This window comes from Rhodococcus sp. IEGM 1372 (genome assembly GCF_030056835.1).
Taxonomy (GTDB): domain Bacteria; phylum Actinomycetota; class Actinomycetes; order Mycobacteriales; family Mycobacteriaceae; genus Rhodococcoides.
In genome coordinates this window covers 26,300-48,517 of record NZ_JASHKS010000021.1, presented here as the reverse complement: position 1 = coordinate 48,517, position 22,218 = coordinate 26,300, and the positions used below count along the sequence as shown (strand labels likewise).

27 protein-coding genes are annotated in these 22,218 nt (G+C 66.7%); 5 read left to right on the top strand and 22 right to left on the bottom strand.

Going from position 1 to position 22,218, the window contains the following annotated elements; all coding sequences use genetic code 11:
- Positions 1–4: 4 nt before the first annotated feature.
- Positions 5–433: a DUF1707 SHOCT-like domain-containing protein gene (locus tag QM590_RS16910; RefSeq protein ID WP_269595748.1), complete on the bottom strand. Its 429-nt coding sequence runs from the start codon at positions 431–433 to the stop codon at positions 5–7.
- A 76-nt stretch (positions 434–509) separates the two neighbouring features.
- Here QM590_RS16910 and QM590_RS16905 point away from each other — a divergent pair, with 76 nt between their 5' ends.
- The gene (locus tag QM590_RS16905) at positions 510–1,028 is read left to right on the top strand and encodes a pyridoxamine 5'-phosphate oxidase family protein (protein WP_269595747.1); all 519 of its coding nucleotides are present in this window, start codon (positions 510–512) and stop codon (positions 1,026–1,028) included.
- Here the strand turns inward: QM590_RS16905 and QM590_RS16900 are convergent.
- The 4 genes from QM590_RS16900 to QM590_RS16885 all read right to left on the bottom strand — a co-directional run bounded on the left by QM590_RS16900 (position 1,025) and on the right by QM590_RS16885 (position 4,883).
- On the bottom strand, positions 1,025–1,621 hold the full coding sequence (locus QM590_RS16900; protein ID WP_269595746.1) for a hypothetical protein: 597 nt from the start codon (positions 1,619–1,621) through the stop codon (positions 1,025–1,027). The genes QM590_RS16905 and QM590_RS16900 overlap by 4 nt on opposite strands.
- Before the next feature lie 91 nt (positions 1,622–1,712).
- The gene (bioD, locus tag QM590_RS16895) at positions 1,713–2,411 is read right to left on the bottom strand and encodes a dethiobiotin synthase (RefSeq protein WP_269595745.1); all 699 of its coding nucleotides are present in this window, start codon (positions 2,409–2,411) and stop codon (positions 1,713–1,715) included.
- Positions 2,408–3,571 (bottom strand): 8-amino-7-oxononanoate synthase, encoded by a 1,164-nt coding sequence (locus QM590_RS16890; RefSeq protein ID WP_269595744.1) that lies wholly within the window; start codon positions 3,569–3,571, stop codon positions 2,408–2,410. Before QM590_RS16890 ends, bioD begins: the two co-directional genes overlap by 4 nt.
- 25 nt (positions 3,572–3,596) lie before the next feature.
- Positions 3,597–4,883, bottom strand: coding sequence for an adenosylmethionine--8-amino-7-oxononanoate transaminase (locus tag QM590_RS16885; protein ID WP_269595770.1), 1,287 nt, complete (start codon positions 4,881–4,883; stop codon positions 3,597–3,599).
- A gap of 72 nt (positions 4,884–4,955) precedes the next feature.
- Between QM590_RS16885 and QM590_RS16880 the strand changes: the two genes are divergently transcribed.
- Genes QM590_RS16880 through QM590_RS16870 form a run of 3 tightly spaced genes read left to right on the top strand, consistent with a single transcriptional unit; the run spans position 4,956 to position 8,563 of the window.
- Complete coding sequence (locus tag QM590_RS16880) at positions 4,956–6,299, top strand: serine hydrolase (protein WP_269595743.1); 1,344 nt, start codon at positions 4,956–4,958, stop codon at positions 6,297–6,299.
- A 46-nt stretch (positions 6,300–6,345) separates the two neighbouring features.
- Entirely contained in the window at positions 6,346–6,552 is a 207-nt protein-coding gene (locus tag QM590_RS16875; protein WP_269595742.1) for an inositol 2-dehydrogenase, read from the top strand.
- A 43-nt stretch (positions 6,553–6,595) separates the two neighbouring features.
- Entirely contained in the window at positions 6,596–8,563 is a 1,968-nt protein-coding gene (locus QM590_RS16870) for an acyl-CoA dehydrogenase family protein (RefSeq protein WP_269595741.1), read from the top strand.
- Positions 8,564–8,594: 31 nt separating this feature from the next.
- Here the strand turns inward: QM590_RS16870 and QM590_RS16865 are convergent, their stop codons facing one another.
- The 17 genes from QM590_RS16865 to QM590_RS16785 all read right to left on the bottom strand — a co-directional run bounded on the left by QM590_RS16865 (position 8,595) and on the right by QM590_RS16785 (position 21,065).
- A complete protein-coding gene (locus tag QM590_RS16865) occupies positions 8,595–9,392 on the bottom strand; it encodes a cyclase family protein (protein ID WP_269595740.1) in 798 nt (265 codons plus the stop codon).
- Positions 9,392–10,567 carry a PQQ-dependent sugar dehydrogenase gene (locus QM590_RS16860; protein ID WP_269595739.1) on the bottom strand — a complete coding sequence of 392 codons (1,176 nt, stop codon included), beginning with the start codon at positions 10,565–10,567 and terminating at the stop codon, positions 9,392–9,394. The genes QM590_RS16865 and QM590_RS16860 overlap by 1 nt, the downstream gene beginning before the upstream one ends.
- A gap of 111 nt (positions 10,568–10,678) precedes the next feature.
- On the bottom strand, positions 10,679–11,896 hold the full coding sequence (locus QM590_RS16855; RefSeq protein WP_269595738.1) for a PQQ-dependent sugar dehydrogenase: 1,218 nt from the start codon (positions 11,894–11,896) through the stop codon (positions 10,679–10,681).
- A gap of 87 nt (positions 11,897–11,983) precedes the next feature.
- Entirely contained in the window at positions 11,984–12,187 is a 204-nt protein-coding gene (locus QM590_RS16850) for a heavy-metal-associated domain-containing protein (protein WP_269595737.1), read from the bottom strand.
- Positions 12,188–12,206: 19 nt separating this feature from the next.
- Positions 12,207–12,488, bottom strand: a complete 282-nt coding sequence (locus QM590_RS16845; RefSeq protein ID WP_032393890.1) for a metal-sensitive transcriptional regulator — start codon at positions 12,486–12,488, stop codon at positions 12,207–12,209.
- Between the two features lie 16 nt (positions 12,489–12,504).
- On the bottom strand, positions 12,505–12,756 hold the full coding sequence (locus tag QM590_RS16840; protein WP_269595736.1) for a hypothetical protein: 252 nt from the start codon (positions 12,754–12,756) through the stop codon (positions 12,505–12,507).
- The gene (gene mce1N / locus QM590_RS16835; RefSeq protein WP_269595769.1) at positions 12,753–13,241 is read right to left on the bottom strand and encodes a transport-regulating membrane protein Mce1N; all 489 of its coding nucleotides are present in this window, start codon (positions 13,239–13,241) and stop codon (positions 12,753–12,755) included. The genes QM590_RS16840 and mce1N overlap by 4 nt, the downstream gene beginning before the upstream one ends.
- Before the next feature lie 13 nt (positions 13,242–13,254).
- Positions 13,255–13,695, bottom strand: coding sequence for a hypothetical protein (locus QM590_RS16830; protein WP_269595735.1), 441 nt, complete (start codon positions 13,693–13,695; stop codon positions 13,255–13,257).
- A gap of 69 nt (positions 13,696–13,764) precedes the next feature.
- Positions 13,765–13,938 (bottom strand): hypothetical protein, encoded by a 174-nt coding sequence (locus QM590_RS16825; protein ID WP_176460379.1) that lies wholly within the window; start codon positions 13,936–13,938, stop codon positions 13,765–13,767.
- A gap of 96 nt (positions 13,939–14,034) precedes the next feature.
- Positions 14,035–14,673: a hypothetical protein gene (locus QM590_RS16820; RefSeq protein WP_094641073.1), complete on the bottom strand. Its 639-nt coding sequence runs from the start codon at positions 14,671–14,673 to the stop codon at positions 14,035–14,037.
- A complete protein-coding gene (gene hemB / locus QM590_RS16815; RefSeq protein ID WP_094641072.1) occupies positions 14,670–15,644 on the bottom strand; it encodes a porphobilinogen synthase in 975 nt (324 codons plus the stop codon). The genes QM590_RS16820 and hemB overlap by 4 nt, the downstream gene beginning before the upstream one ends.
- Positions 15,645–15,690: 46 nt before the next feature.
- Positions 15,691–17,253 carry a bifunctional uroporphyrinogen-III C-methyltransferase/uroporphyrinogen-III synthase gene (locus QM590_RS16810; protein ID WP_269595734.1) on the bottom strand — a complete coding sequence of 521 codons (1,563 nt, stop codon included), beginning with the start codon at positions 17,251–17,253 and terminating at the stop codon, positions 15,691–15,693.
- Positions 17,250–17,420 carry a hypothetical protein gene (locus QM590_RS16805; protein WP_156516050.1) on the bottom strand — a complete coding sequence of 57 codons (171 nt, stop codon included), beginning with the start codon at positions 17,418–17,420 and terminating at the stop codon, positions 17,250–17,252. Before QM590_RS16805 ends, QM590_RS16810 begins: the two co-directional genes overlap by 4 nt.
- A complete protein-coding gene (gene hemC / locus QM590_RS16800; protein WP_269595733.1) occupies positions 17,413–18,390 on the bottom strand; it encodes a hydroxymethylbilane synthase in 978 nt (325 codons plus the stop codon). The genes QM590_RS16805 and hemC overlap by 8 nt, the downstream gene beginning before the upstream one ends.
- Positions 18,387–19,799, bottom strand: coding sequence for a glutamyl-tRNA reductase (locus QM590_RS16795; RefSeq protein ID WP_094670492.1), 1,413 nt, complete (start codon positions 19,797–19,799; stop codon positions 18,387–18,389). The genes hemC and QM590_RS16795 overlap by 4 nt, the downstream gene beginning before the upstream one ends.
- On the bottom strand, positions 19,796–20,626 hold the full coding sequence (locus QM590_RS16790) for a redox-sensing transcriptional repressor Rex (protein ID WP_269595732.1): 831 nt from the start codon (positions 20,624–20,626) through the stop codon (positions 19,796–19,798). The genes QM590_RS16795 and QM590_RS16790 overlap by 4 nt, the downstream gene beginning before the upstream one ends.
- A gap of 157 nt (positions 20,627–20,783) precedes the next feature.
- On the bottom strand, positions 20,784–21,065 hold the full coding sequence (locus tag QM590_RS16785; protein ID WP_068046471.1) for a glutaredoxin family protein: 282 nt from the start codon (positions 21,063–21,065) through the stop codon (positions 20,784–20,786).
- A gap of 206 nt (positions 21,066–21,271) precedes the next feature.
- Here QM590_RS16785 and QM590_RS16780 point away from each other — a divergent pair, with 206 nt between their 5' ends.
- Positions 21,272–22,207, top strand: a complete 936-nt coding sequence (locus QM590_RS16780) for an HAD family hydrolase (RefSeq protein WP_068046474.1) — start codon at positions 21,272–21,274, stop codon at positions 22,205–22,207.
- The last annotated feature ends 11 nt before the right edge of the window (positions 22,208–22,218 follow it).

Sequence of the window (22,218 nt, the reverse complement as noted above, 5' to 3'; positions counted from 1 at the left end):
TGTGTCAGTCGTCGTGCTTGTCCTCGGGCATGAATGCCATCGCGATGAGAATGACGCCCCAGATGCCCAGTGGCCACAGCGGCCAGTAATTGTTCGGCTCTCCGTCGGAGATCCATTGCACGGCCCAGATGCCGTTCATGACGATTGCGCCACCGAGCCACCAGCGCCATTCGTCGAGGTACTCGCGCCACTCGCTCCGGGAACGGTCGACGTCCTTCGTTCCCGGCAGTTCGACGCCCGGCAGGTCGTGCATCACTTCGGCCAGATCGCCGCGAGTGGTCGACGCCCACACCGCGTCCAGCCGCTGCTCGTACTCGACCAGGGTCAAGCGCCCTTCGCTCATGGCTACGCCGAGCGTGGTTGCGGCATCCTCACGCTCGCCGTTGCTCACGCGGAGATCCGGTCGATTGTTCCTGTCGAGATTTTTCGCCATCCGCAGGCTCCTCACCACGAAGTCCGTTCTGCCAGTTTATAGGTTGGGCAGAGAGAACACCGGGTAGTCGGTTTGGATGAGAAATACAGACAACGGCGCTGATGGCGTATCCAAAGTCGCCGAATTGATGTCCGAAGCCGGACTGTGCATGTTCACCACCGTCGGTCGAGACGGCCACCTGATTTCACGCCCGATGGCGCTGCAGGAAGCCGAGTTCGACGGCGACCTGTGGTTCTTCGCCGCCCACGACTCCCGCAAGGTGGCCGATATCGCGGCGAACCCGACGGTCAACGTCTCGTTCCAGTCCGGTGAGGGTTGGGTGTCGCTGTCCGGTACGGCCGCGGTCGTCGAGAACGCCACCAAGGCCGAGGAGTTGTGGAACACCCGGGCGGCCGCATGGTTCGAGAAGAACCCCGATTCGCGCGAGGTCGCCCTGATCCACGTGGCCGCCGAGGGAGCCGAGTACTGGTCCACGCCCGGCTCGAAGGTGTCGAACCTGCTGGCCTACGCCAAGGCGAAGATCACCAACGAGCGCCCGAACCTGGGCGAGCACGATGTCGTCGAACTCGAACTACCGCACAACTCGACCGACTAGTTCCGCTCGTGCCGGGGTGCCGTCGGGGGCACATCCGGATCGCCCATCACGTTCCGACCGCCGGCGATGTTCCGGTCATCCGCCACATTCGGGTCACCGACGACGTTCCTGTCACCGACGATGCTCCGGTCATGTGCCACATTGTGGTCATGTGTCACAGTGCGGTCATCTGCCACAGTGCGGTCATGTGCAACAGTGCGGTCATCTGCCACAGTGCGGTCATCCGCCACATTCCGGTCACCGACGACGTTCCTGTCCCCTGTGACGTTCCGATCGCCTGTCATGTTCTTGCCGTTCTTCACGTCCGGGTCGATGCGATTCGCACGCTCGAACTGCGATTCCATCTCGTCGCGTGACGACGCCGCAACTCCTTGATGAGACTGCGCCTGCTGTGCGAGCTTCTCCGCCTCGGCTGCTTTGACGTCGGCCTCTGCCTGCGCGCGGCGTGCCTTGGCTTCGCTTTCGCGCGCCATCAGTTCACGCTCCTCGACGACGGAGGATTGATCGGCAGCCTTTTCGCGAATCTCGTTCGCTTCCACTCTCTTACGTTCCTTGCCCTTGCGGGCAACGACCACGGCGATGGCAATGACCAACAGAACGACTACTACTGCAACGATGATCCATATTGTGGTGTTCATGGTGTCTATTTCCCGTCTGTTTTCGAATGCCGAGACGGCAGATTCTCTACGGCGGGTACCCGAGTAACGACTCGGTAAACTCGCCGAAGGCACCCACGGCCAGGGCTTCGAAGGCCCGCGATGCGAGCCGGCCGGCTCCTTCCGGGATGCGCGCGATCAGCCCGACCCCCGTCACGAGGGGCAGCTCGTCGCGGTTGACCCGCGCTGCAAGGCTCGGCTCGGCGGGCCACGATCCGATCACCAGCCCTGCGCAGTCGACCCCGACCGCCCGCGCCGCGGCAGTGGTCAGCGCGCTGTGGTTGAGCGTTCCCAGCTCTGCACCGGCCACGACGACGATCGGCGCAGACACGGCCCCGGCGATGTCGAGCACGGTGAACCCTCCTGCGCCCAGACGCACCGCCACTCCACCCGCACCTTCGACCAGCACGAGGTCGTGGGCCGCGTCCAGCGTGCGCACAGTGTCGACCACAGCGGCGAGTTCGAGCATCGGCCGACCCGATCGGCGCGCCGCAACGTCCGGAGCCAGCGGCTCGGGGTATCGCGTCAGCTCGACTCCCCGAACACCCGAAAGCCGTTGCACCACATCGATATCGGCTTCGTCCGGGTAGTCACCTCCGACGCCGGTCTGCGCCGGTTTGCACACCGCAACCGTCCATCCGCCTGCGCGCGCGGCCGCCGCGATACCCGCGGTCACCACGGTCTTGCCGACGCCGGTCGACGTTCCGGTCACGAGCAGAACCGTCACCACAGCACCGCCGCATTCAACACAGCCGCATTCAAGACAGCCGCATTCAAGACAGCCGCAAGAACCGACGCGGCACGGTCGACATCGGCGTCGGTGAGATCGGCGCGCGCGGTCAGTCGGAGTCGAGACCCGTCGGCCGGAACCGACGGTGGCCGGAAGCATCCGACGCGGACGCCGAGCTCGAGGCAGTCCGCGGCCGCCTGCACCGCACGCTGCGCGTCGCCCAGAACCACCGGGACCACCGCCGATTCGGTCGCTTCGACGCCCGATGCGGCGGCCAGTTGCGTTGCTCGCACACCGATCGAGTGCACCCGTTCGGGTTCGCCGCGCAGGACGGTCAACGCGGCCGCTGCCGCGCCCACGGAGGCAGGCGCGAGGCCGGTGTCGAACACGAAGGTGCGCGCACCGTGCAGCACCTGAGTGCGCACCGCGGCCGGCCCGAGAACCACTCCGCCCTGCGATCCGAGGGCCTTGGACAGCGTTGCGGTGATCACCAGATCGGGTGCGCCGGCGAGTCCTGCTTCGTGAACGGCTCCCCGGCCACCTTCCCCGCGTACGCCCAACCCGTGCGCTTCGTCGACGACGAGCACCGCGTTTCGTCTTCGACACACCGCGTACAGCTCGGCCAGTGGCGCGAGATCTCCGTCGGCACTGAACACCGAGTCGGTCACCACCAGGGCCCGCTGCTCGGAACGCTCCCGCAACAGCTCGTCGACATGGCCGGTATCGCAGTGCCGAGAGACGGCAACTCGCGCCCGAGACAGGCGACAGGCATCGATGAGCGAGGCGTGCGACGCGGCGTCGGAGATCACCAGTGCGTCTCGGCCCGCCAGTGCCGTCACGATCCCGAGGTTGGCGGTGTAGCCGGAGGAGAACACCAGTCCCGCCTCTGCTCCGACGAAGTCGGCGAGGTTCTCCTCGAGTCGCTCGTGTGCCGTCGTGGTACCGGTGACCAGCCGCGATCCGGTGGATCCGCCGCCCCACCGGCGCACGGCAGCGCAGGCTCCGTCGATGACGGCCGGATGCCTGGACAGGCCGAGGTAGTCGTTCGAAGCCAGATCGAGGATCGTGTCCTCGGCCGTGCGGGGGATCACGATTCGCTCGAGGCCGGCCTCGCGTCGGGCGTGCGCGGTGGCGTCGAGCCACTCCAGAGCGGTCATGGCAGCGACCATACTTGAACGCTGTTCAATTATGGCTTCGGGCCACCGCCAGCATCGCGCCTGCAATGGCCGTCACGTCCTCCTCGGTGCAGGTGTACGGCGGCATCGCGTAGACCAAACGACCGAACGGCCGCAGCCACACTCCCGCGTCGACGGCCGCTGCCGTAGCTCGAACCATGTCCACCGGACTGCGCATCTCGACGACGCCGATGCCGCCGAGAACGCGAACATCGGCGACTCCCGGCAGGGACCGGGCGGGCGCGAGGCCGTCGGCCAACCCCGACGCCAGCCGTGCGACCTCGGCGCGCCAGTCGCGCGAGAGCAGCAGTTCCACCGACGCCACCGCGATCGCACACGCCAGTGGATTACCCATGAACGTCGGCCCGTGCATCAGACCACCGGCCTCGCCGCCCGAGACGGTTTCGGCCACCTCGGTGGTGCACAGCGTCGCCGCCAAGGTCAGATATCCGCCGGTCAATGCCTTGCCGACGCACATGATGTCGGGCGCGACACCTGCGTGATCGGCGGCGAAGAGCTCCCCGGTTCGACCGAATCCGGTCGCGATCTCGTCGAAGATCAGCAGTACCCCGTACTCGTCGGCCAATCGGCGCAGTTCCAGCAGATAGCGCGCGTCGTGGAACCGCATTCCGCCTGCGCCCTGCACGATCGGCTCGACGATGATCGCCGCCAGTTCGTGCGCGTGCTCGGCGAGTACCCGCTCGAATTCGGCGACGTAGCCGGCGTCGAACTCCGCGGGCGGAGCCGGAGCGAACACCTGCTTCGCGAGCACATCGGTCCACAGCGTGTGCATGCCGCCGTCCGGGTCGCAGACGCTCATCGGCGCGAACGTGTCTCCGTGGTATCCGCCGCGCCAGGTCAACAGCCGAGTGCGACCGTTCTCGCCGCGTCCGCGCCAGTACTGCAGCGCCATCTTCACCGCGACCTCCACCGAGACCGATCCGGAATCTGCGAGGAACACCTTCTCGAGCCCCGCGGGGGTGATGTCGACCAGCAGCTCGGCCAACCTGGCCGCCGGAGCATGTGTCAGTCCGCCGAACATGACGTGGCTCATTCGGCCCAGCTGATCGTGCGCGGCGGCGTCGAGCACCGGATGCCGGTAGCCGTGCACCGCCGCCCACCACGAGCTCATGCCGTCGACGAGTTGCCTGCCGTCGGCCAACGTCAGTCGCACTCCGGATGCGCTGTCGACCACCAGCGGCGTCACATCCGCCGGGAACCGGCTGTAGGGGTGCCAGAGATGATCGGAATCGATTCGACGGACGTCTTCGGAAGTCAACACGCCAGAGCACATTGCCACAGCGCCCGTCCGGCCGTACCGAGACTGGACGGGTGGCGAAATGTCCGAATCCATTAGCATCGCAGCATGACGACGCGCACCGTGACGAGACTCGTGGGAGTGGTCGTTGCCGCCACTCTGGCGCTCTCCGCCTGCGGGGGCACGTCCGCTGCGCCCGTGCCCACCACGACCGCTCCGGACTTCGCCGTCGACACCTCCACTCCCGTGGGCGCAGTCAACGAACGCATCCTGCGGTGGATCAACGCCGAGAACGCACCGGTCCCCGCCGAGGTCGAGGCAGTCACCGGCCCCGAGCTGGCCGAGGCCGTCGCACCGCTGGGTGGGCTCGCCACCCCACTCGAACAGTTGCGGGCAGGCGCACCGAACGTGGCCACGAGCTTCGAGGCCGGTCCGAACTCCGGTGTCCTGCACTTCACCACCGCGGGCATCCCGGCCACGATCACGACGTCGATCGGCACCGACGGCAAGCTCGACGGCTTCCTGGCCCGGCCGGACACCCCCACGATCTCGTCGTTCGACGATCTCGATGCGGCACTGTCGAAAGTCGCCCCGAACTATTCCTACAGCGCGTCTCGGCTCAACGGCGGCGACTGCGAATCGATCTACTCCGTCAACGCGGACTCGGTGCTTCCCCTCGGATCGGTGTTCAAGCTGTACGTTCTCGGCGCGCTCACCGACGAGATCGACGCAGGCAACATCCGCTGGGAAGACCAGCTCACCGTTCGTGATGCCACCAAGAGCGCGCCGTCGGGTGAACTGCAGAATCTGCCCGACGGCACGAAGGTGTCGGTTCGGGAGGCGGCCGAGAAGATGATCTCGTTGTCCGACAACACCGCAACCGACCTGCTGATGCAACGCCTCGGCCGCGACCGGGTCGAACGCCAACTCGGCGTCATGGGTCATCACGACCCGTCCGTCATGACGCCGATGATGGACACCCGGCAGTTCTTCGTCATCGGATTCGGCGATCCCGACATGCGAGAGGAGTGGTCCGGAGCCGACCCAGCCACCCGGGCAGAGCTGCTCGAACGGGCGGACGCGAGGCCGCTCGAGATCGACTTCGAGAACTTCCTCGACAATCCGGCGTCGGCGGACGGTGTCGAATGGTTCGCCAATGCGCAGGACGTCTGCGCTGCCATGGGTTACCTGGCCAACGGCCCGGGAGCGGAGGAGAACCGCCGCATTCTCGCGATCACCCCGGGCGTGCAGCTCGACGCGGCGCTGTGGCCGTACTCGGGCTTCAAGGGCGGCAGCGCTCCCGGTGATCTGGCCGGCGCATTCCTCGCCACGGACGCGGCAGGCCAGGACTGGATCGTGACCGAGCAGTTCCGGGCCGACGACGCGATCGATCTGATCCCGTCCAGCTACGCGTTCCTCGTCGCGCAGCAGGCGTTCGCACTGCTGAAATGAGTGGGATTTGTAACATCGGTGTTACCGCTGCATTACACTCGCGGTCGTGGAGGCACAACACGAACCAGCCCAGCACGCGTGGCCGGAGGGTTTCAAAGAGTTCCTGGTCAGCGAATTCACCGACTTCAGCCCCCTGGTGAACCGGGCCATGGAGGACAACTGCGCGTCGTTGTTCCGCGACGGTCCGTACGCGAAAAACGGCTTCTGGCGCAGCTGCCGGGCCGTGTTCCGAGAATTCGTCTGGCCGGTCTGACTTTCCGGCCTTCACAGGCGGCCGCAAAAGGTTACCGTCGAGTATGGCAACCACAACGGATCACCTTCGGAACACTCTGGACGGCCGCTGGCGAGATGTGAAGAACCAGGCGCGTCAGCAACTTGCACGCGACGAGTTCCGTCCGCACTACACGCCGAACACCGTCATCGCCCGCACCAAGGCAATGGAACAGATGAAGTTGCTCGCCGCTGCCGGTGCAGCCGACAACGGCTTCAAGAAGGAGCACGGCGGCACCGGAGACGTCGGCGCCGCAGTGACGATGATCGAAATGCTCGCGATGAGCGATCTCTCCCTGATGGTCAAGGCCGGCGTCCAGTGGGGGCTGTTCGGCGGTGCCATCGAGAACCTCGGCACCGAACGCCACCACGAGGCCTACGTCCCCAAGATCATCAGTCTCGATCTGCTCGGCTGCTTCGCCATGACGGAGACCGGACACGGCAGCGACGTGCAGTCGCTCGAGACCACGGCCACGTACGACCCGAAGACGGACGAGTTCGTCATCAACTCGCCGACGCCGTCCTCACGCAAGGATTACATCGGCGGTGCCGCCGAGACCGCGACCGTCGCCGCGGTGTTCGCTCAGCTCATCACTGCAGGACCGGGCGAGGAGCCCGAAAGCCACGGTGTGCACTGCTTCTTCGTTCCGCTCCGCGACGAGAACGGCGACGACCTGCCCGGTGTCACCACCTCGGACTGTCAGTACAAGGGCGGTCTCCCCGGCGTCGACAACGGCCGCCTGATGTTCGATCACGTCCGCATCCCGCGAGACAACCTGCTCAACAAGTACGCCGATGTGTCCGACGACGGTACGTACTCCTCCCCCATCGAGAACAAGTCTCGACGCTTCTTCACGATGCTCGGTACGTTGATCCGCGGTCGCGTCACGGTCGGCGGCAGCGCCGCTGCTGCGGCCCGCGTCGCCCTCGACATCGCGACACGATATGCGTTGCAGCGCAGGCAGTTCGCCGCACCTGATTCCGATCAGGAGGTCCTGATCATGGACTACCTGGTGCATCAGCGTCGACTGTTCCCGCTCATCGCCAAGTCCTACGCCCTGCAGTTCGCGCAGAACGAGCTCGTGTCGAAGATGCACGAGCTGCAGACCGCGGACAACCCCGACGCCGAGGAGCAGCGCGAGCTCGAGTCCAGGGCGGCAGGTCTCAAGGCCGCGAACACCTGGCATGCGACCGCCGCGATCCAGGAAGCCCGCGAAGCCTGCGGCGGCGCAGGCTATCTCGCCGAGAACCGGTTGATCTCACTCAAGGCCGACACCGATGTGTTCACCACGTTCGAGGGCGACAACCATGTGCTGACGCAGTTGGTGGCCAAGGAACTGCTCACCGCCTACGCCGACGACGTCAAGTCCATGAGCCCGGTCGAATGGGTCAAGTTCGCCGCCGACATGGTGGGCGACCGCGTCGTCAAACGCACTGCGGCTCAGGCGATCATGCAGACCATCCTCGACCGCCGTCAGGACAACGAGGAGGAGGGCTCGCTGTTCAACCGCGGTACCCAGGTCAAGATGTTCGAAGATCGTGAGGAGTACCTGCTCTCGACCGTCGCGCGCCGGTTGCAGTCGAAGTCCAAAGAGACCACTCCTTTCGAGGCGTTCAACGCGGTGCAGGATCACGTGCTGCATGCCGCGAGTGCGCACATCGATCGGATCATCTTCGAGGCGTTCATCGCCGGCATCGAATCCTGCGAGGACGCCACCACCAAGGAACTGCTCGACGAGGTCTGCGACCTGTACGCACTGTCGGTGATCGAGGCGGACAAGGCCTGGTTCATCGAGCACCGTTACCTGTCCACCGAGCGATCCAAGGCCGTCACCCGTGCCATCAACGAGCGGTGCCGCACGCTGCGTCCGCACGCCGAACTGCTCGTCGACGGCTTCGGGGTTCCCGACGCGTTGGTCGGTGCCGCGATGCTGGGTGAGCCCGGGGCGGGAACCGAGGAAGAGCCGGCCGCGAACCCCAGCCACGCGCACTGACGCGTAGCCGGGGTTCAGCCGGAAACCCAGGTCAGCCGGGAACTATCGCGAAGACCCGGCAGGGACCGCCGGTCGCGCCCGCGTGCTTCGGTGCGCCGACGACGACCGTCGCCCCTGCCGGGGGCACCGCGTCCAGATTCGCCAGTGCCTCGACTCCGTATCGGCCTGCCCCGAGAACTGCTGTGTGAGCCGGGTATTCGCGGTCGTTCATGCGGTCGAGGCTCAGAGTGTCGACGCCCATCCCGACGACGTTGCGCTCGCGCACCAGCATCTGTGCCGCGTCTGCGCCGAAGCCGGGGGCAGCACGCTCGGCAAGCCTGTTCTGCCATCGGCTGTGCATCGCCACCACTGCGCGATCGGGTATTCGACCGTGCTCGCGCTCCCACTGCGCGATGTCCTCGGTCGTCACCACAGCTTCTGGATCCGATGCTGCCCTGGCCGAGATGTCCAGTACGACCAGCGGAGCGATCAGATCTTCGAGGGGCAGGATGTCGGCCGTCGCCCCGCCGCGAACGCGGTGTGCCGGGGCGTCGATGTGCGTGCCCGTGTGCTCCCAGTACGAGAGCTTGTTCACCAGGAAGCCGCCCAGCTCGTAGGCGGCGACCGGCCGCATCGAGAACGGTTCGCTCCCCGGCCACACCGGGAAGGTCGGGCTCAGGGTGTGGGTCAGGTCCACGAGTCGACCCGCTGGAATCGCGGACGCCACAACGGGTTCGGCGCGCACCGCTCCGGCCGTCGCAACGGTCGACGCGGCGGCCCCCAACGACCCGAACAGTGCCCTGCGTCCGATTCTGCGGTGAACAGTCTCGACGACCTCGGGGCCGCACATCAGTCGGCAGCGGGGGTGACGAGCAGAACCTTGTCGTCCGAACCGTTGTCGGTGGTCAGCAGGAATGCGCCGGCGCCGCCGAAGCTGGTGAGTGAGCGCAGTCGTCCGTAGGTACCCACCAGGGCGTCGGCCTCGTCGACGAATTCTGTGCCGTCCTCGGACAGCTTGAGAAACACGAGCTTCTCTTCCTGCTGACTCGATATCACTGCGGCCCCGTTCCAGGAACCCCAACTCGCGCCGTCCGCGAAGGTCAGACCGGGCGTGGCGATGGCGGGGCTACCCGAGCTCCACACCGCGGCGAGTGCTCCGGGCACGCGGGTGGGATCGGTCATCGGTACCGACTCGTCGTAGATAAACGGAAGTCGATCGGGGCGGTATCCGTAGTTGCCGCCGGGCACCAGCAGGTTCAGCTCGTCGTCTCGGGAGGTGCCCTGCTCCACCTCGTAGATCTGATCCGTGCCGGGACGAATCGCCAAGCCCTGCACGTTTCGATGCCCCAGAGTGAAGATGCGATCCGGTGATCCCGCGGCCGGAGAACCGTCGGCATCGATATGTAGAACCTTGCCGCCCAACGAGTTCCGATCCTGCGGAACCGTCGGCGACGCCGTGTCTCCGGTGCCGACGTACAGGGTGCCGTCGGGGTGGGCCAGAATTCTGCAGCCGCCGTGGCGACCGCCGTCGGCGACGGGAATGTCATCGACGAGGGTGCCGGTGCGCGTCAGTGCGGTCCACTCCGGATCGACGGTCCACGACAGGACGGCGATGTGGTTGTCGCTGCCGCCGCCGGCACTTCCTGTTCCGGCGCTACCGGTTCCGCCTGCGGAGCCCTGTACGCCCTGGCAGGTGTAGATGGTTCTGGATGCTGCAAAATCCGTCGCGAGGGCGATGCCCATGAGGCCCGTCTCGCCGGACGCGTAGAGGTCGTCGAGATCGGCGGCGAGCTCGCGGATGGTCCCGTCGACGGCGCGGATCACGAACCGCCCGGACCGCTCCCCGGTCAGCACCGTTCCGTCGGGTGCGACCACCGCGTCCCACGGTTTCGCGAGTCCGTCGAGCACAGTGGTGACCGTCAGGCCGGGTAGCGGATCGGCCTGTGCCGTCGCGGTGGTCGTAGCAGCGAGCGTCAGGAAGACGCTGGCGGCGAGTACTCCGGAACTGGACACCAGCTTGTTCATCCACACTCCTGACGACGATCCGCGACCGGTCCGATATGACCGATATCATATGATTTTAAACACAGTCGAGGGGATTCTCGCCGACTCACGACGCAATTTGCTGCCCGGGGTTCAGCCGACCTCGGGCGTGACGAGCAGCACCTGATCGTCGGATCCGTTGTCGGTGGTGAGCAGGAAGCCGCCGTCGGTTCCGAAGGGGGTGAGCGAACGCAACCTGCCGTAGGTGCCGTCCAGTGCCTCCGCCTCGGCGACGTACTCGGTCCCGTCCTCCGACAAGGCCAGGAAGACGAGCTTCTGCCCCTGCTGGCTCGAGATCACTGCGGCACCGTTCCAGGAGCCCCACTGCTCACCGTCGGTGAACGTGACGTCGGGGGTGGCGATGGTCGGATCACCCGAACTCCACACTGCAGGCAGGGCTCCGGGAACTCGATCGGGATCGGTCATGGGGACCGATTCGTCGTAGACCGACGGGCGTCGATCGGGGCTGTAGCCGTAGTTTCCGCCCGGCACCAACAGGTTCAGCTCGTCGTCCCGGCTCGTCCCCTGCTCGACCTCGAAGATCTGATCGGTGCCGGGACGGATCGCCAGTCCCTGCACATTGCGGTGACCGAGAGTGAAGATGCGATCCGGCGCGTCGGCTGCGGCGGTGCCATCGGCGTTGACGTGTAACACCTTGCCGCCCAGCGAGTTCCGATCCTGAGGAAAAGTCGGGTTCGCGTTGTCGCCGGTGCCGATGTACAGCGTGCCGTCGGGGTGGGCCAAGATGCGGCAGCCACCGTGCCGCCCGCCGTCGGCGACCGGAATGTCGTCGACGACAGTGCCGGTTCTCGTCAGGGCCGTCCACTGTGGATCGACGGTCCACGACACGACGGCAATGCTGTTCTCGCCGCTACCCTCGCGCCCCTGGCAGGTGAACACGGTTCGAGAGGTCTCGAAATCGGCCGCCAGTGCGATACCCATGAGCCCGGTCTCACCGGCGGCGTAGAGATCGCCGAGGTCCGCGTTCAGTTCACGCTGGACTCCTGCGGAGTCGCGGATGACGAACCGACCGGAGCGCTCTCCGGTCAGCACCGTGCCATCGGGAGCAACCACCACGTCCCAGGGCTTGTCGAGGCCGTCGAGCACGGTGGTGACCGACAGGTTCGGCAGCGGCCCGGCAGGCGCGGCCGGGGAGGGAGCAGCGTCGGAATCGGAGCCCTGCGACGACGAGGTCGCGGACGACTCGGTCGGCTCTGCACTGCTGCCCTGTTCGGTGGTGTCCGTCGAGCAGGCCGCTACCAGGGCCACGCTCATGGCGATGACCGCTGCGCCGGTGACAGGTTTCTTCACGAGCTCTCCTGACGATGTTCGGTAAGTCCCATTTCTCCGGTATTACCGTTCTCGCGACTTCCGAACCACCGACGGATCTCAGTTGAGTCAGGACACCAGTCGATACCCGGCTTCGACGACCGCGGCGTCCACCGTCGCGTCATCGAGCGCCGAATCGCTGCTCACCACGACTGCCCCGGAATCCACATCGACGTCGACGCCGGTGACTCCTGCGATCTCCGATACTTCTTCTTTCACCGACGCGGCGCAATGCCCGCACGTCATGCCCTCGACCGAATACGTCGTCTGCATCTGAATTTCCCCTCTTCCGTCAGGAACGAACCAGGCGCGCGATGGCCTCGGAGGCCTCTTTCACTTTCGCGTCCGCCTCGGGTCCGCCGTGTTTCGCGGCCTCCACGACGCATCCTGCGAGGTGGGCGTCGAGCAGCTTCAACGAGACCGACTGCAGCGCCTTGGTCACCGCAGACACCTGGGTGAGGACATCGATGCAATAGCGGTCGTCTGCGACCATTCGCGAAATGCCGGCCACTTGGCCCTCGATTCGGCGCAATCGCTTCAGCAGATCGTCCTGCTCGGCGCTGTAGCTGCTCATAACGCCCACCATACCCCTACCCGGTATGGGGTGCACGTCCCGAGAGGACCCGACGGAGGCCGTCGACCATCAACAGTGCGGCCGCCGTGACGACCAGAGCGGCCAGCGCGATCCAGGACCCCGAGTAGAACGTCCCCGAATATGCCGGGGACACGTCGGCAACCGCGGGAAACTCGGTGGTGCGCACGCCCGCATTCCAGCACGCCACAGCTCCGATCACCGCGAGCAGAGCCAGCCCCAGCTCCGCCCACCCGAGGGACTTCCTCACAGGTACTCCCGCTTCGCCGTTTCCAGAGCCGCACGCAGACCGTCGTCGTCCTTCGCCCAGGCCTGCACCAGCCCACCGCCCACCAGCCGCAGCCCGATGCCGTGACGCTTGCGCGGCACACCCGACAGCTCCCCGAGTACCCGCGCGGTCTCCCACCTCTTCGGCTCGTAGTCGCCGTCGGCGTACTCCGCCGGCGGCAGTATGTCGTCGATCTCGTCCAGATCGACGGTCTCGGTCCCCTGCCGCAGCCGACGCGTGGTGAGTTCGACGCTCACGTGCATCCGCGCGGCGCGCAGCTGGACGTACGTGAGACCGACGAGGATCAACGAGAACAGTGCGAGTGCGAACCAGTGGATCACCGGTCCCGATGCGAGTTCGACTGCGAGTACCACCAGGCAGAACACCGGCCCCCACGCCAGCATGCGCCACCGACCACCGGGCTCGTGGAAGAGCACGGGATCGTCGATGGGAGTCTCGCTGTTCATGTCACTGTTCATCTCACTGCTCACGGACGAACCATTCCCGCGCCGACGGCCGGTAGACCAGAACGGCTGCGACCACCAGCGCAACTGTGATCACCAGCAGCACGAACGGAAACACCAGCGCGGCGAACGTCAGCAGCAGCGCCACGGCTCCGGACAGGGCCACCAGGGCGCGTCGAAACCTGCGGTCTCCGGCGCGGACGGGGCCCGACATCAGACCGACGGCCAAGCCGACCACTCCGAAGATGACCCCGAGTCCGCGGAACACCGTCAGGAAGGAATCGATCTGTTCGTCGGTCGCACCGCCGGTGGTGAACGATGCGCGGATCTGATCGGCCGGCAGCGTCAGGGCGATCATGCACACGACGATCAGCAGCACCGCCGAGGACAACCACAGCCAGTAGGCGGCGGATACCACTCGGGGCCGGGCGGTCGGTGCGTCGGTGTCTGCGCTCACGCCAGACATCCTGCCACCGCGGGCGATCCGGGCGTTCGGCCGGCAGAGATTCTCGCCGACGCGACGCGCTCAGCCTGCAGAGATTCCCAGCGCCATGATTGCGATGGCGGCCGAGACGGCGAGCAGCAGCCCCAACAGGGCCCAGCCGGGGCGACCGCTCTCGGCGGGACAGGGCTCGCGATCGGCAGCCGGTACTGCGGTCGGCTGCGTCATGCTCGCTGCTGCAGGGATGTTTTCTGCCATGTCGGGTCCGATCACTCGAGAAGATATCGAGAGTGATGCTAGTCACACAGCGGGGTGGGAGCCGCGAACACGCCCGAAACTATCGAGTTCTGAAAACTACCGCTGTCCCGAAGCGGCGACGAAGTATTCGTTGGATTCCCGACGGTGCATCAGGTAGATCGCCCCGGCGGCCAGCACTCCCTGGCCGATACCGAGCACACTCATCACGATGTTCATCGCGCCCGCGCTCGACGCGATGGAGAACAGTTCCAGGATCGTGGTGAACACGGTGAACGATCCGATGACGGTGAGCAGCATGCGCGCCCACATCTTGCCCGCTCGCATTCGCTTCACCCAGAACAGGAACAAGGCCCCGAATCCCAGTACGACGAACACCGTGACGACGAGCATCACCGTCACCATCGACTGCGTGGACTCCACCGTCATGTCGGCGGCCGCGTCCTGCGCTGCGAGGTCGTCGAGCAAGGACTGCGCAAATTCCTCGCGCGCCCCGAACAGCGTCCACACCGAGAACAGTGCCGAGAGCGCTCCGATCAGCGCCACTCCCCACCACAGGTGGCGAGCGGTCTCGACGTCGACGGGGGCCGGACGCGGGGTCGGCTCCAGCTCCGGTCCTGGCTGCGGGAACCCGTGCTCCATCTCCCAGCGCTGCCAATCCGGCTGCGGCGGTGGGTTACCCGGGGTGTTGCTGTCGGGGTTGCCGTCCGGGTTGTTGTTCGGAGGATATTCGTTCACAACCAGCCCGCCACTTCGGTAGCCCAATAGGTCAGTACGACATCGGCACCGGCGCGCCGGATGCCGACGAGCGATTCCAGTACCGCTGCGTCGCGGTCGATCCAGCCGTTCTGAGCGGCGGCGGTGATCATGGCATATTCCCCGGAGATCTGGTACGCCGCAACCGGAACCGGTGACATCTCGGCGACGTCGCGAAGAATATCGAGATACGACATGGCCGGCTTGACCATCACCATGTCGGCACCCTCGGCGAGATCGAGCTCTACTTCGTGGGTGGCCTCACGACGGTTGGCCGCGTCCTGCTGGTACGTGCGGCGATCGCCCTGCAGCGACGAGCCGACGGCTTCGCGGAACGGCCCGTAGAACGCCGAGGCGTACTTCGCCGAGTACGCCAGCTGACCGACCTCGACGTGTCCGGCTGCGTCGAGTCCGGCGCGGATGGCACCGACCTGCCCGTCCATCATTCCGCTGGGTCCGAGCAGGTGCGCACCGGACTCCGCCTGCGCGACGGCCATGTCGACGTACCGCAGCAGGGTGGCGTCGTTGTCGATCGAACCGTTCTCCCCCAGGACTCCGCAGTGCCCGTGGGAGGTGAACTCGTCCAGGCAGGTATCGGCCATGATGACGGTCGAATCCCCGAGGTCGGCCTTCAGCCGCGCCAGACCCCGATTGAGAATCCCGTCCGGGTCGGTTGCACCCGAGCCGGTCTCGTCCTTGTCCTCGGGCCTCGGCACCCCGAACAGCATGACGCCACCGACGCCGGCCGCGACGGCCTCTTCGGCTGCAGCGCTCAGCGAATCCAGCGTGTGCTGATAGACCCCGGGCATCGAGCTGATCGCCCGAGGCTCACTGATGCCGTCGGCCACGAACATCGGCAGCACCAGATGCCGTGGCTCGAGCGAGGTCTCGGCCACGAGTCGACGCAGTGCCGGGGTACGGCGCAGGCGTCGGGGACGGTCGGTGGGGAACAAGCGAACTCCTTACGGACCGGGTGCTCTTCGGCTCTTCTGGTGGGACCTAGCGCCGACGTGACTTCTTTCGCGGCGGTGGCAACGCACCCTCGGCGCGCAGGCGAGCCGCGTGCTCGGCGAGTGCCTCGACCAACGGTCCGACCTGAGCCGACTCGGGCTGCACGTCCACGCGCAGACCGAATTCGACGGCCGTCTCGGCGGTCTTGGGTCCGATGCACGCAACGAGCGTGCGGGCGTGTGGCTTTCCGGCGATGCCGACCAGGTTCCGGACGGTGGAACTCGACGTGAAGCACACTGCGTCGAAGCCGCCGGTCTTGATCATCTCGCGGGTCTCGGCGGGGGGCGGTGCTGCCCGGACGGTGCGGTAGGCGGTGACGTCGTCGATCTCCCAGCCCCGTTCGCGCAGGCCCTCGGCGAGAGTCTCGGTGGCGATGTCGGCGCGGGGCAACAGAACTCGGTTGACCGGGTCGAAGACCTCGTCGTACGGCGGGAAGTCCTCGAGCAGTCCGAGCGAGCTCTGCTCACCGGAGGGCACGAGCTCGGGGTTGATGCCGAACGAGCGCACCTTCGCCGCGGTTGCCTCACCGACACAGGCGATCTTGACGCCGGAGAACGCGCGAGCGTCCAGACCGAACTCCTCGAACTTCTCCCACACGGCGCGCACGGCGTTGGTGGAGGTGAAGACGACCCACTGGTAGCGGCCGTCGACCAGGCCCTTGACGGAGCGTTCCATCTGGGCCGGGCTGCGCGGGGGCTCGACGGCGATGGTCGGGACCTCGATGGGGATGGCTCCGTGGGTGACGAGGCGATCGCTCATCTCCCCGGCCTGATCCTTGGTACGCGGCACCAGCACGGTCCAGCCGTACAGGGCGCGAGATTCCCACCAGGACATCTTGTTTCGGCCCGAGACGACCTTGCCCACGGTGACGACGAGTGATCCGACGAGCTCGGATCCGGCGTCGTTGAGGGTGGCGAGGGTGGCCTCGACGGTGCGCTGCTGACGGGTGGTGCCGCGGACGGTGATGGCCGCGGGCGTCTGCGGCGCGAGGCCGTGTTCGACGAGGGCACTGGCGGTTTCGGCCAGGTGACCCGACGTGGCGTGCAGTACGAGCGGGCCCGGAGCAGCTGCGAGTGCTCCCCAGTCGACCTCGCCGCGGACGTCGGCCTCGGTGTGACCCGAGCCGAGTGCCATGCCTGCGTAGCTGGGGACGGCCGATCCCGACGGCAGGCCGGGGAGCACCTCGAACGGCACGTGCGTGCGAGCGACGGCGCTGACCTCGGCGATCACAGAGTCGGTCGTGAGCGGATCACCGGAGACCAGGCGAACCACGTCGTGCCCGTTCTTGGCCTCGGCGAGAAGGGTTTTGGCGACCTCGGCCGGTTCGCCGAGTGCCGGACGAACCTCGACACCGTTCTCACCCGTCTCCGGGTCACGCGGAACGTCGGCACCGACGAGGGCGGTGACACCCTTGTCGACGTCGGGGTCGGTGAACGCGAGCTCGGCCGCTCCGAGCACTTCCCGTGCCCGGACCGTGAGCAGAGCCGGGTCACCCGGCCCGGATCCCACGAACAGGATCCGTCCGTTGGTGTTCTTGCGGACTGGGCTCATCGGTTGTTCTCCAGTGCTGTCTTGTGTGGGTACTGCAGTTCTATCGGGGTTGCGGTGCCCCGTTTCGGAATCAGTCGAGCGGTGGCGATCGACTCTCTTCGCACCACCGGACGAGTCGCCTTGCGTTTGGCGCGTCCGCGGACGGGTGCCGTTATGGCCCTAGACATGAGATCCACCCTGTACCTGAGAACCGGCCTGTGCTGGTTCGGTGACTGAAACGAGTTCGCGCGCACCGAGATCGAGCAGTTCGCGGGCCAGTTCTCGGCCCAGCTCCTCGGCTCGGTCGGGTGATCCGACGATCGACGCGCGGATGGTGTCGCTGCCGTCGATGGCGGCGACGCAGCCCCGCAACGACAGTTCGTCGAAGATGCGGCCGTCCTCGTCGATGGATTCGACGACCTCTGCGATCGCGCCGACCGGAGCGGTGCAGCCGGCTTCGAGTTCGGAGAGCAACCCACGTTCGGCCGCCACGGCGGCGCGTGAGTGCGCGTCGTCGAGGGTGGCGATCGCGGTCACGAGATCGGTGTCCTCGACGCGACATTCGACTGCCAGCGCGCCCTGGGCGGGTGCCGGAAGCAATTGCACCGGGTCGAGCGCTTCGGTGACGACATCCAACCTGCCGATACGGGACAGGCCGGCGCGGGCGACGATGACGGCGTCGAGCTCACCCGACGCGACCTTGCCGATCCTGGTGTCGAGGTTGCCGCGCAACGGCAGAACGTTCAATCCCTGTCCGAGAGCACGCAATTGAGCGATCCGGCGGGGCGCGGACGTGCCGACCTTCGCGTCGGCGGGCAGTTCACCGAGTACCAGTCCGTCCCGGGCGACCAGGGCGTCGCGCGGGTCCTCGCGAGCGGGAATGGCGGCGATGGTGAACCGGTCGTCGGCCGCAGTCGGTAGATCCTTGTACGAGTGCACGGCGATGTCGACAGTGCCGTCGGCCAGCGCCTCACGCAGCGCCGCGGTGAAGACACCGACGCCGATCGTCTGTACGGGCGCAGCAGAGAGGTCGCCCGCGGTCTTGACGATCACCAGTTCCGCCTCGACTCCGGCTGCCGCGAGGGCCACCCGAACGGTGTCGGCCTGGGTGGTCGCGAGAAGGCTTCCGCGAGTGCCGATCTTGACGATGCCGGTCATTCGGCACGCTCCTGACCGGTGGCATCGCTGGGGTAGGAGTCCGAGCGCAGATCGGTACGGCTGGCGGTGAAATCGTCGACCAGCTCCAGCGAGCCGATCTCCATCGGCATGGCAACCGCGTCGACCGAGCCGGGGCTCAGCTCGAACAACTCACGCAGCGCAGCGGCGTAGGAATCCCCGCCCGGCGTGCTGGCGAGTTGCTTGACCCGCACGGTGGGCGAATGCAGCAGCTTGTCGACGACGCGGCGCACGGTGCGGGCCACCTCGTCGCGCTGCGGCGAGTCGAGTCCGGGCAGCCGCGATTCCAGCCGCAGCAGCTCTCCCTCGACCACCTCGGCGGCACGCTGACGCAGTGCCGTGACAGTGGGGGTGACCTCGGCAAGTCGTTGTCCGGCAAGGTATCCCGAGAGTTCGCTCGAGACGATCTCGCGAGCCGCGGACGCGTCGTTCGCCGCGGCACCGGCAGCAGGATCACGCTGCAGGGACTCCATGTCGAAGACGGTGATGCCCGGCAGACCCGACACCGCGGCGTCGACGTCGCGCGGCAGACCGAGGTCGCAGATCACCAACGGTCGATCGGAGCCGCGGCGGGCGAGAGCGAGATGGGCGTCGGCGATGGAGACCACGGCCCCCACCGCTCCGGTACAGGTGAGGAGGATGTCGGCCTCGGCGACTGCGTCGGCCAGGTTCTCGAGCGCGACCGAGGTTGCCGTGATGCCGTTGGAGACGGCGTTCTCGGCAAGGTGGTCGGCTCGCTCGCGGGTGCGGTTGACGACGGTCAGGCTGCCGATTCCGGCGCGGCCCAGGTGCGCGACGGCGAGTCCGCCCATCGCACCGGCTCCGAGGACGACGGCCTTGCGGCCGGCGAGGGAACCGCCGAACAGGTCCGCAGCGCGGTCGAGGGCGACCGAGACCACCGAGGCTCCGGCGGCGTCGATTCCGGTTTCGCTGTGCACGCGCTTGCCCACGCGCAGGGCCTGCTGAGCCAGTTCGTGCATCACCCGGCCCGATGCCTGCTGCCCGTCCGAGGCGGCGTACGCCGAGCGGATCTGGCCGAGGATCTGCTGCTCGCCGATGACCATCGAGTCGAGGCCACTGGCCACGGCGAAGAGGTGCTCGACGGCGGCCTCGCTGTAGCGGACGTAGGCGTGCTTGGTGAGGTCCGCGACCTCGAGACCGGAGTGCTCACCGAGAACTTCGCCGACGGCGGTCAGCGCGCCGTGGAACGCGTCCACGACGGCGTAGATCTCGACGCGATTGCACGTGGATACCACCATGACCTCGGAAATGCTTCCGCTGGCCATCAACTTGTCGGTCAGTTTCGGGCGATCGGTGTCCGTGATGGCGACACGCTCGAGGACTGCGACGGGAGCGCTACGGTGCGAAATCCCGACGAGAAGGACACTCACGGTGCAATCACCGATCCGTTTCTTGTCGAACTGTTGACTGGGCTTGGGTTGCCGGCGATGCGCGGGCCGTGACTGCGGCCGAGACGTGCCGTGGACGTGAGCGGGGGCGGCGAGACCGGCTGCGGTCGGGGCGCGGTGACGATGGCCGGTCCGTCGATACCGGCAGGTCCGGAGACGTTGCGGGAGCTGTTGAAGGAGAGCACCTGCATCTCCACGGCCAGGTCGACGCGTCGCACCTCGACGTGCTCGGGGACGTCGAGAACCATGGGTGAGAAGCTCAGGATGCATTCGACGCCACCGGAGACGAGCTTCTCGGCGACGCTGCGCACGGCCTCGTCGGGGGTGGCGATGACGCCGATGGTCGCTTCGAGTTCGCGGCAGGCGACGACGAGTTCGTCGACGTGCCGGACGGTGAGTCCCTCGACGTCGGTGCCCACTCGCGCCGGGTCGCTGTCGAAGAGGCCGACCATCGTGAAGCCGCGTCGAGCGAATCCGCCGTAGCCGGCCAGCGCCTGCCCGAGGTTGCCGACTCCGGCGAGGACGACGCGGTGGCCGCGGTCGAGTCCGAGTGCGCTGTCGATCTTGGCGCGCAGGCGGGCCACGTCGTAGCCGACTCCGCGGACGCCGTTGGGGCCGAGGAAGGAGAGGTCCTTGCGCAGTTTCGCCGATCCGACGCCTGCTGCGGTGGCCAGTTCTTCACTGGAGACGATCAGAACGCCCTCGTCTGCGAGGATCGAGAGGACCCGCAGGTACGTCGCCAGACGGGTGACCGTAGCCTGAGGGATGACCCGCTCTACGCCGCTGGGCGACGGGCGCTCTTCGGTCACGTCTGGGGCTCCTCGTCCGAACGGCAACGACGGCCGATCTTCACGCTGATCCTGCGTTCGTGTCTATTTCACGGACGCTGTTCACACCACGGTAACTGCTTGTGAACGAATGAACAAAGTTGCGCACACCGGCCCTCACCTGCACACGCGAGAGCAATCACACGTTCTTAGGGTGCCCTGCCCGGGTCAGATCGGCCCGCAACCGCGGCACGTCTACCTCCCAGTAACTGTGTTCGATGCCGTCGAGCAGCACCACGGGCACTCGATCCCCGTACTCCGCACGCAGGTCAGGCGATTCCGCTGCCGCCTCGTCGACGTCGACGACGGTCACTGCCACGTCGAATTCGCGGCACACCTCGTTCAGGACCTCGAGCGCGTGAGTGCAGGAATGGCAGCCTGCACGGGTGAGAAGAGCCACGCCGGTGGGGGTCGTCTGCATGCCTCCACTGTGACACGGCCGTAACGGAGACGAAGGTCACAGTCCCCGGTCCCACGTGGGGCCGACCGACAGGGGTGGAGTGCTGCCCTTCGCCTGTCGTCCGGACAACCCCGACTAGGCTTGCGGCGAGCGACTCGACTGGGAGGTGGACAGAAGTGAGTGACGGGGGAACAGACCTGCCGATCGAGAACACGCCCGATATCGACATGGTCGATACGAACGATCCGCGCGAGGACAAGCAGTTCAAGCGCCGCATCCGCAGAATTCGCAATCCGTTCGGTCCGAGCGATGCCGAGGTTCGCGCCAACGTTGCGGGCCAGGCCAGTGCCGATGCCGCGCTGGCGTTGCAGATCGAGTCCGAGGGGGCCGTTCCCCGGGATCTGACTGCTGCGGCCTTCTTCGACGTGGACAACACGATGGTGCAGGGCGCGTCGATCATTCACTTCGCTCGCGGGTTGGCCGCCCGGAAATACTTCACCAGCGGCGATCTGGCCCAATTCGCTTGGCAGCAGGTCAAATTCAGGGTCAGCGGCAAGGAGAACAGCGAGGATGTGGCCAGCGGACGCGAGAAGGCGCTCTCGTTCATCACCGGCCGTCCCACCTCGGAGCTGACCCGGCTCGGCGAGGAGATCTACGACGAGATGATCGCCGACAAGATCTGGGCCGGCACCCGGGCTCTGGCGCAGATGCACCTCGACGCCGGTCAGCAGGTCTGGCTGGTGACGGCCACTCCCCTCGAACTGGCCCAGATCATCGCCAAGCGTCTCGGCCTGACCGGCGCGCTCGGAACCGTCGCCGAAAGCAAGGACGGAGTGTTCACCGGCCGTCTCGTCGGCGACATCCTGCACGGCATCGGCAAGGCGCACGCGGTGCGCTCGCTGGCGGTGCGTGAGGGTCTCAATCTCAAGCGCTGCACCGCGTATTCGGACAGCCACAACGACGTGCCGATGCTCTCGCTGGTCGGCACCGCCGTGGCGATCAACCCCGATACCGATCTGCGTGAGCTGGCCAAGAACCGGGGTTGGGAGATCCGCGACTACCGCACCGGACGCAAGGCCGCCAAGATCGGTGTGCCCACGGCGTTGGCGTTGGGCGCGGTGGGCGGCGGACTGGCTGCGGTGATCGGCCGACGCAAGGCCTGATCGTCCGACCG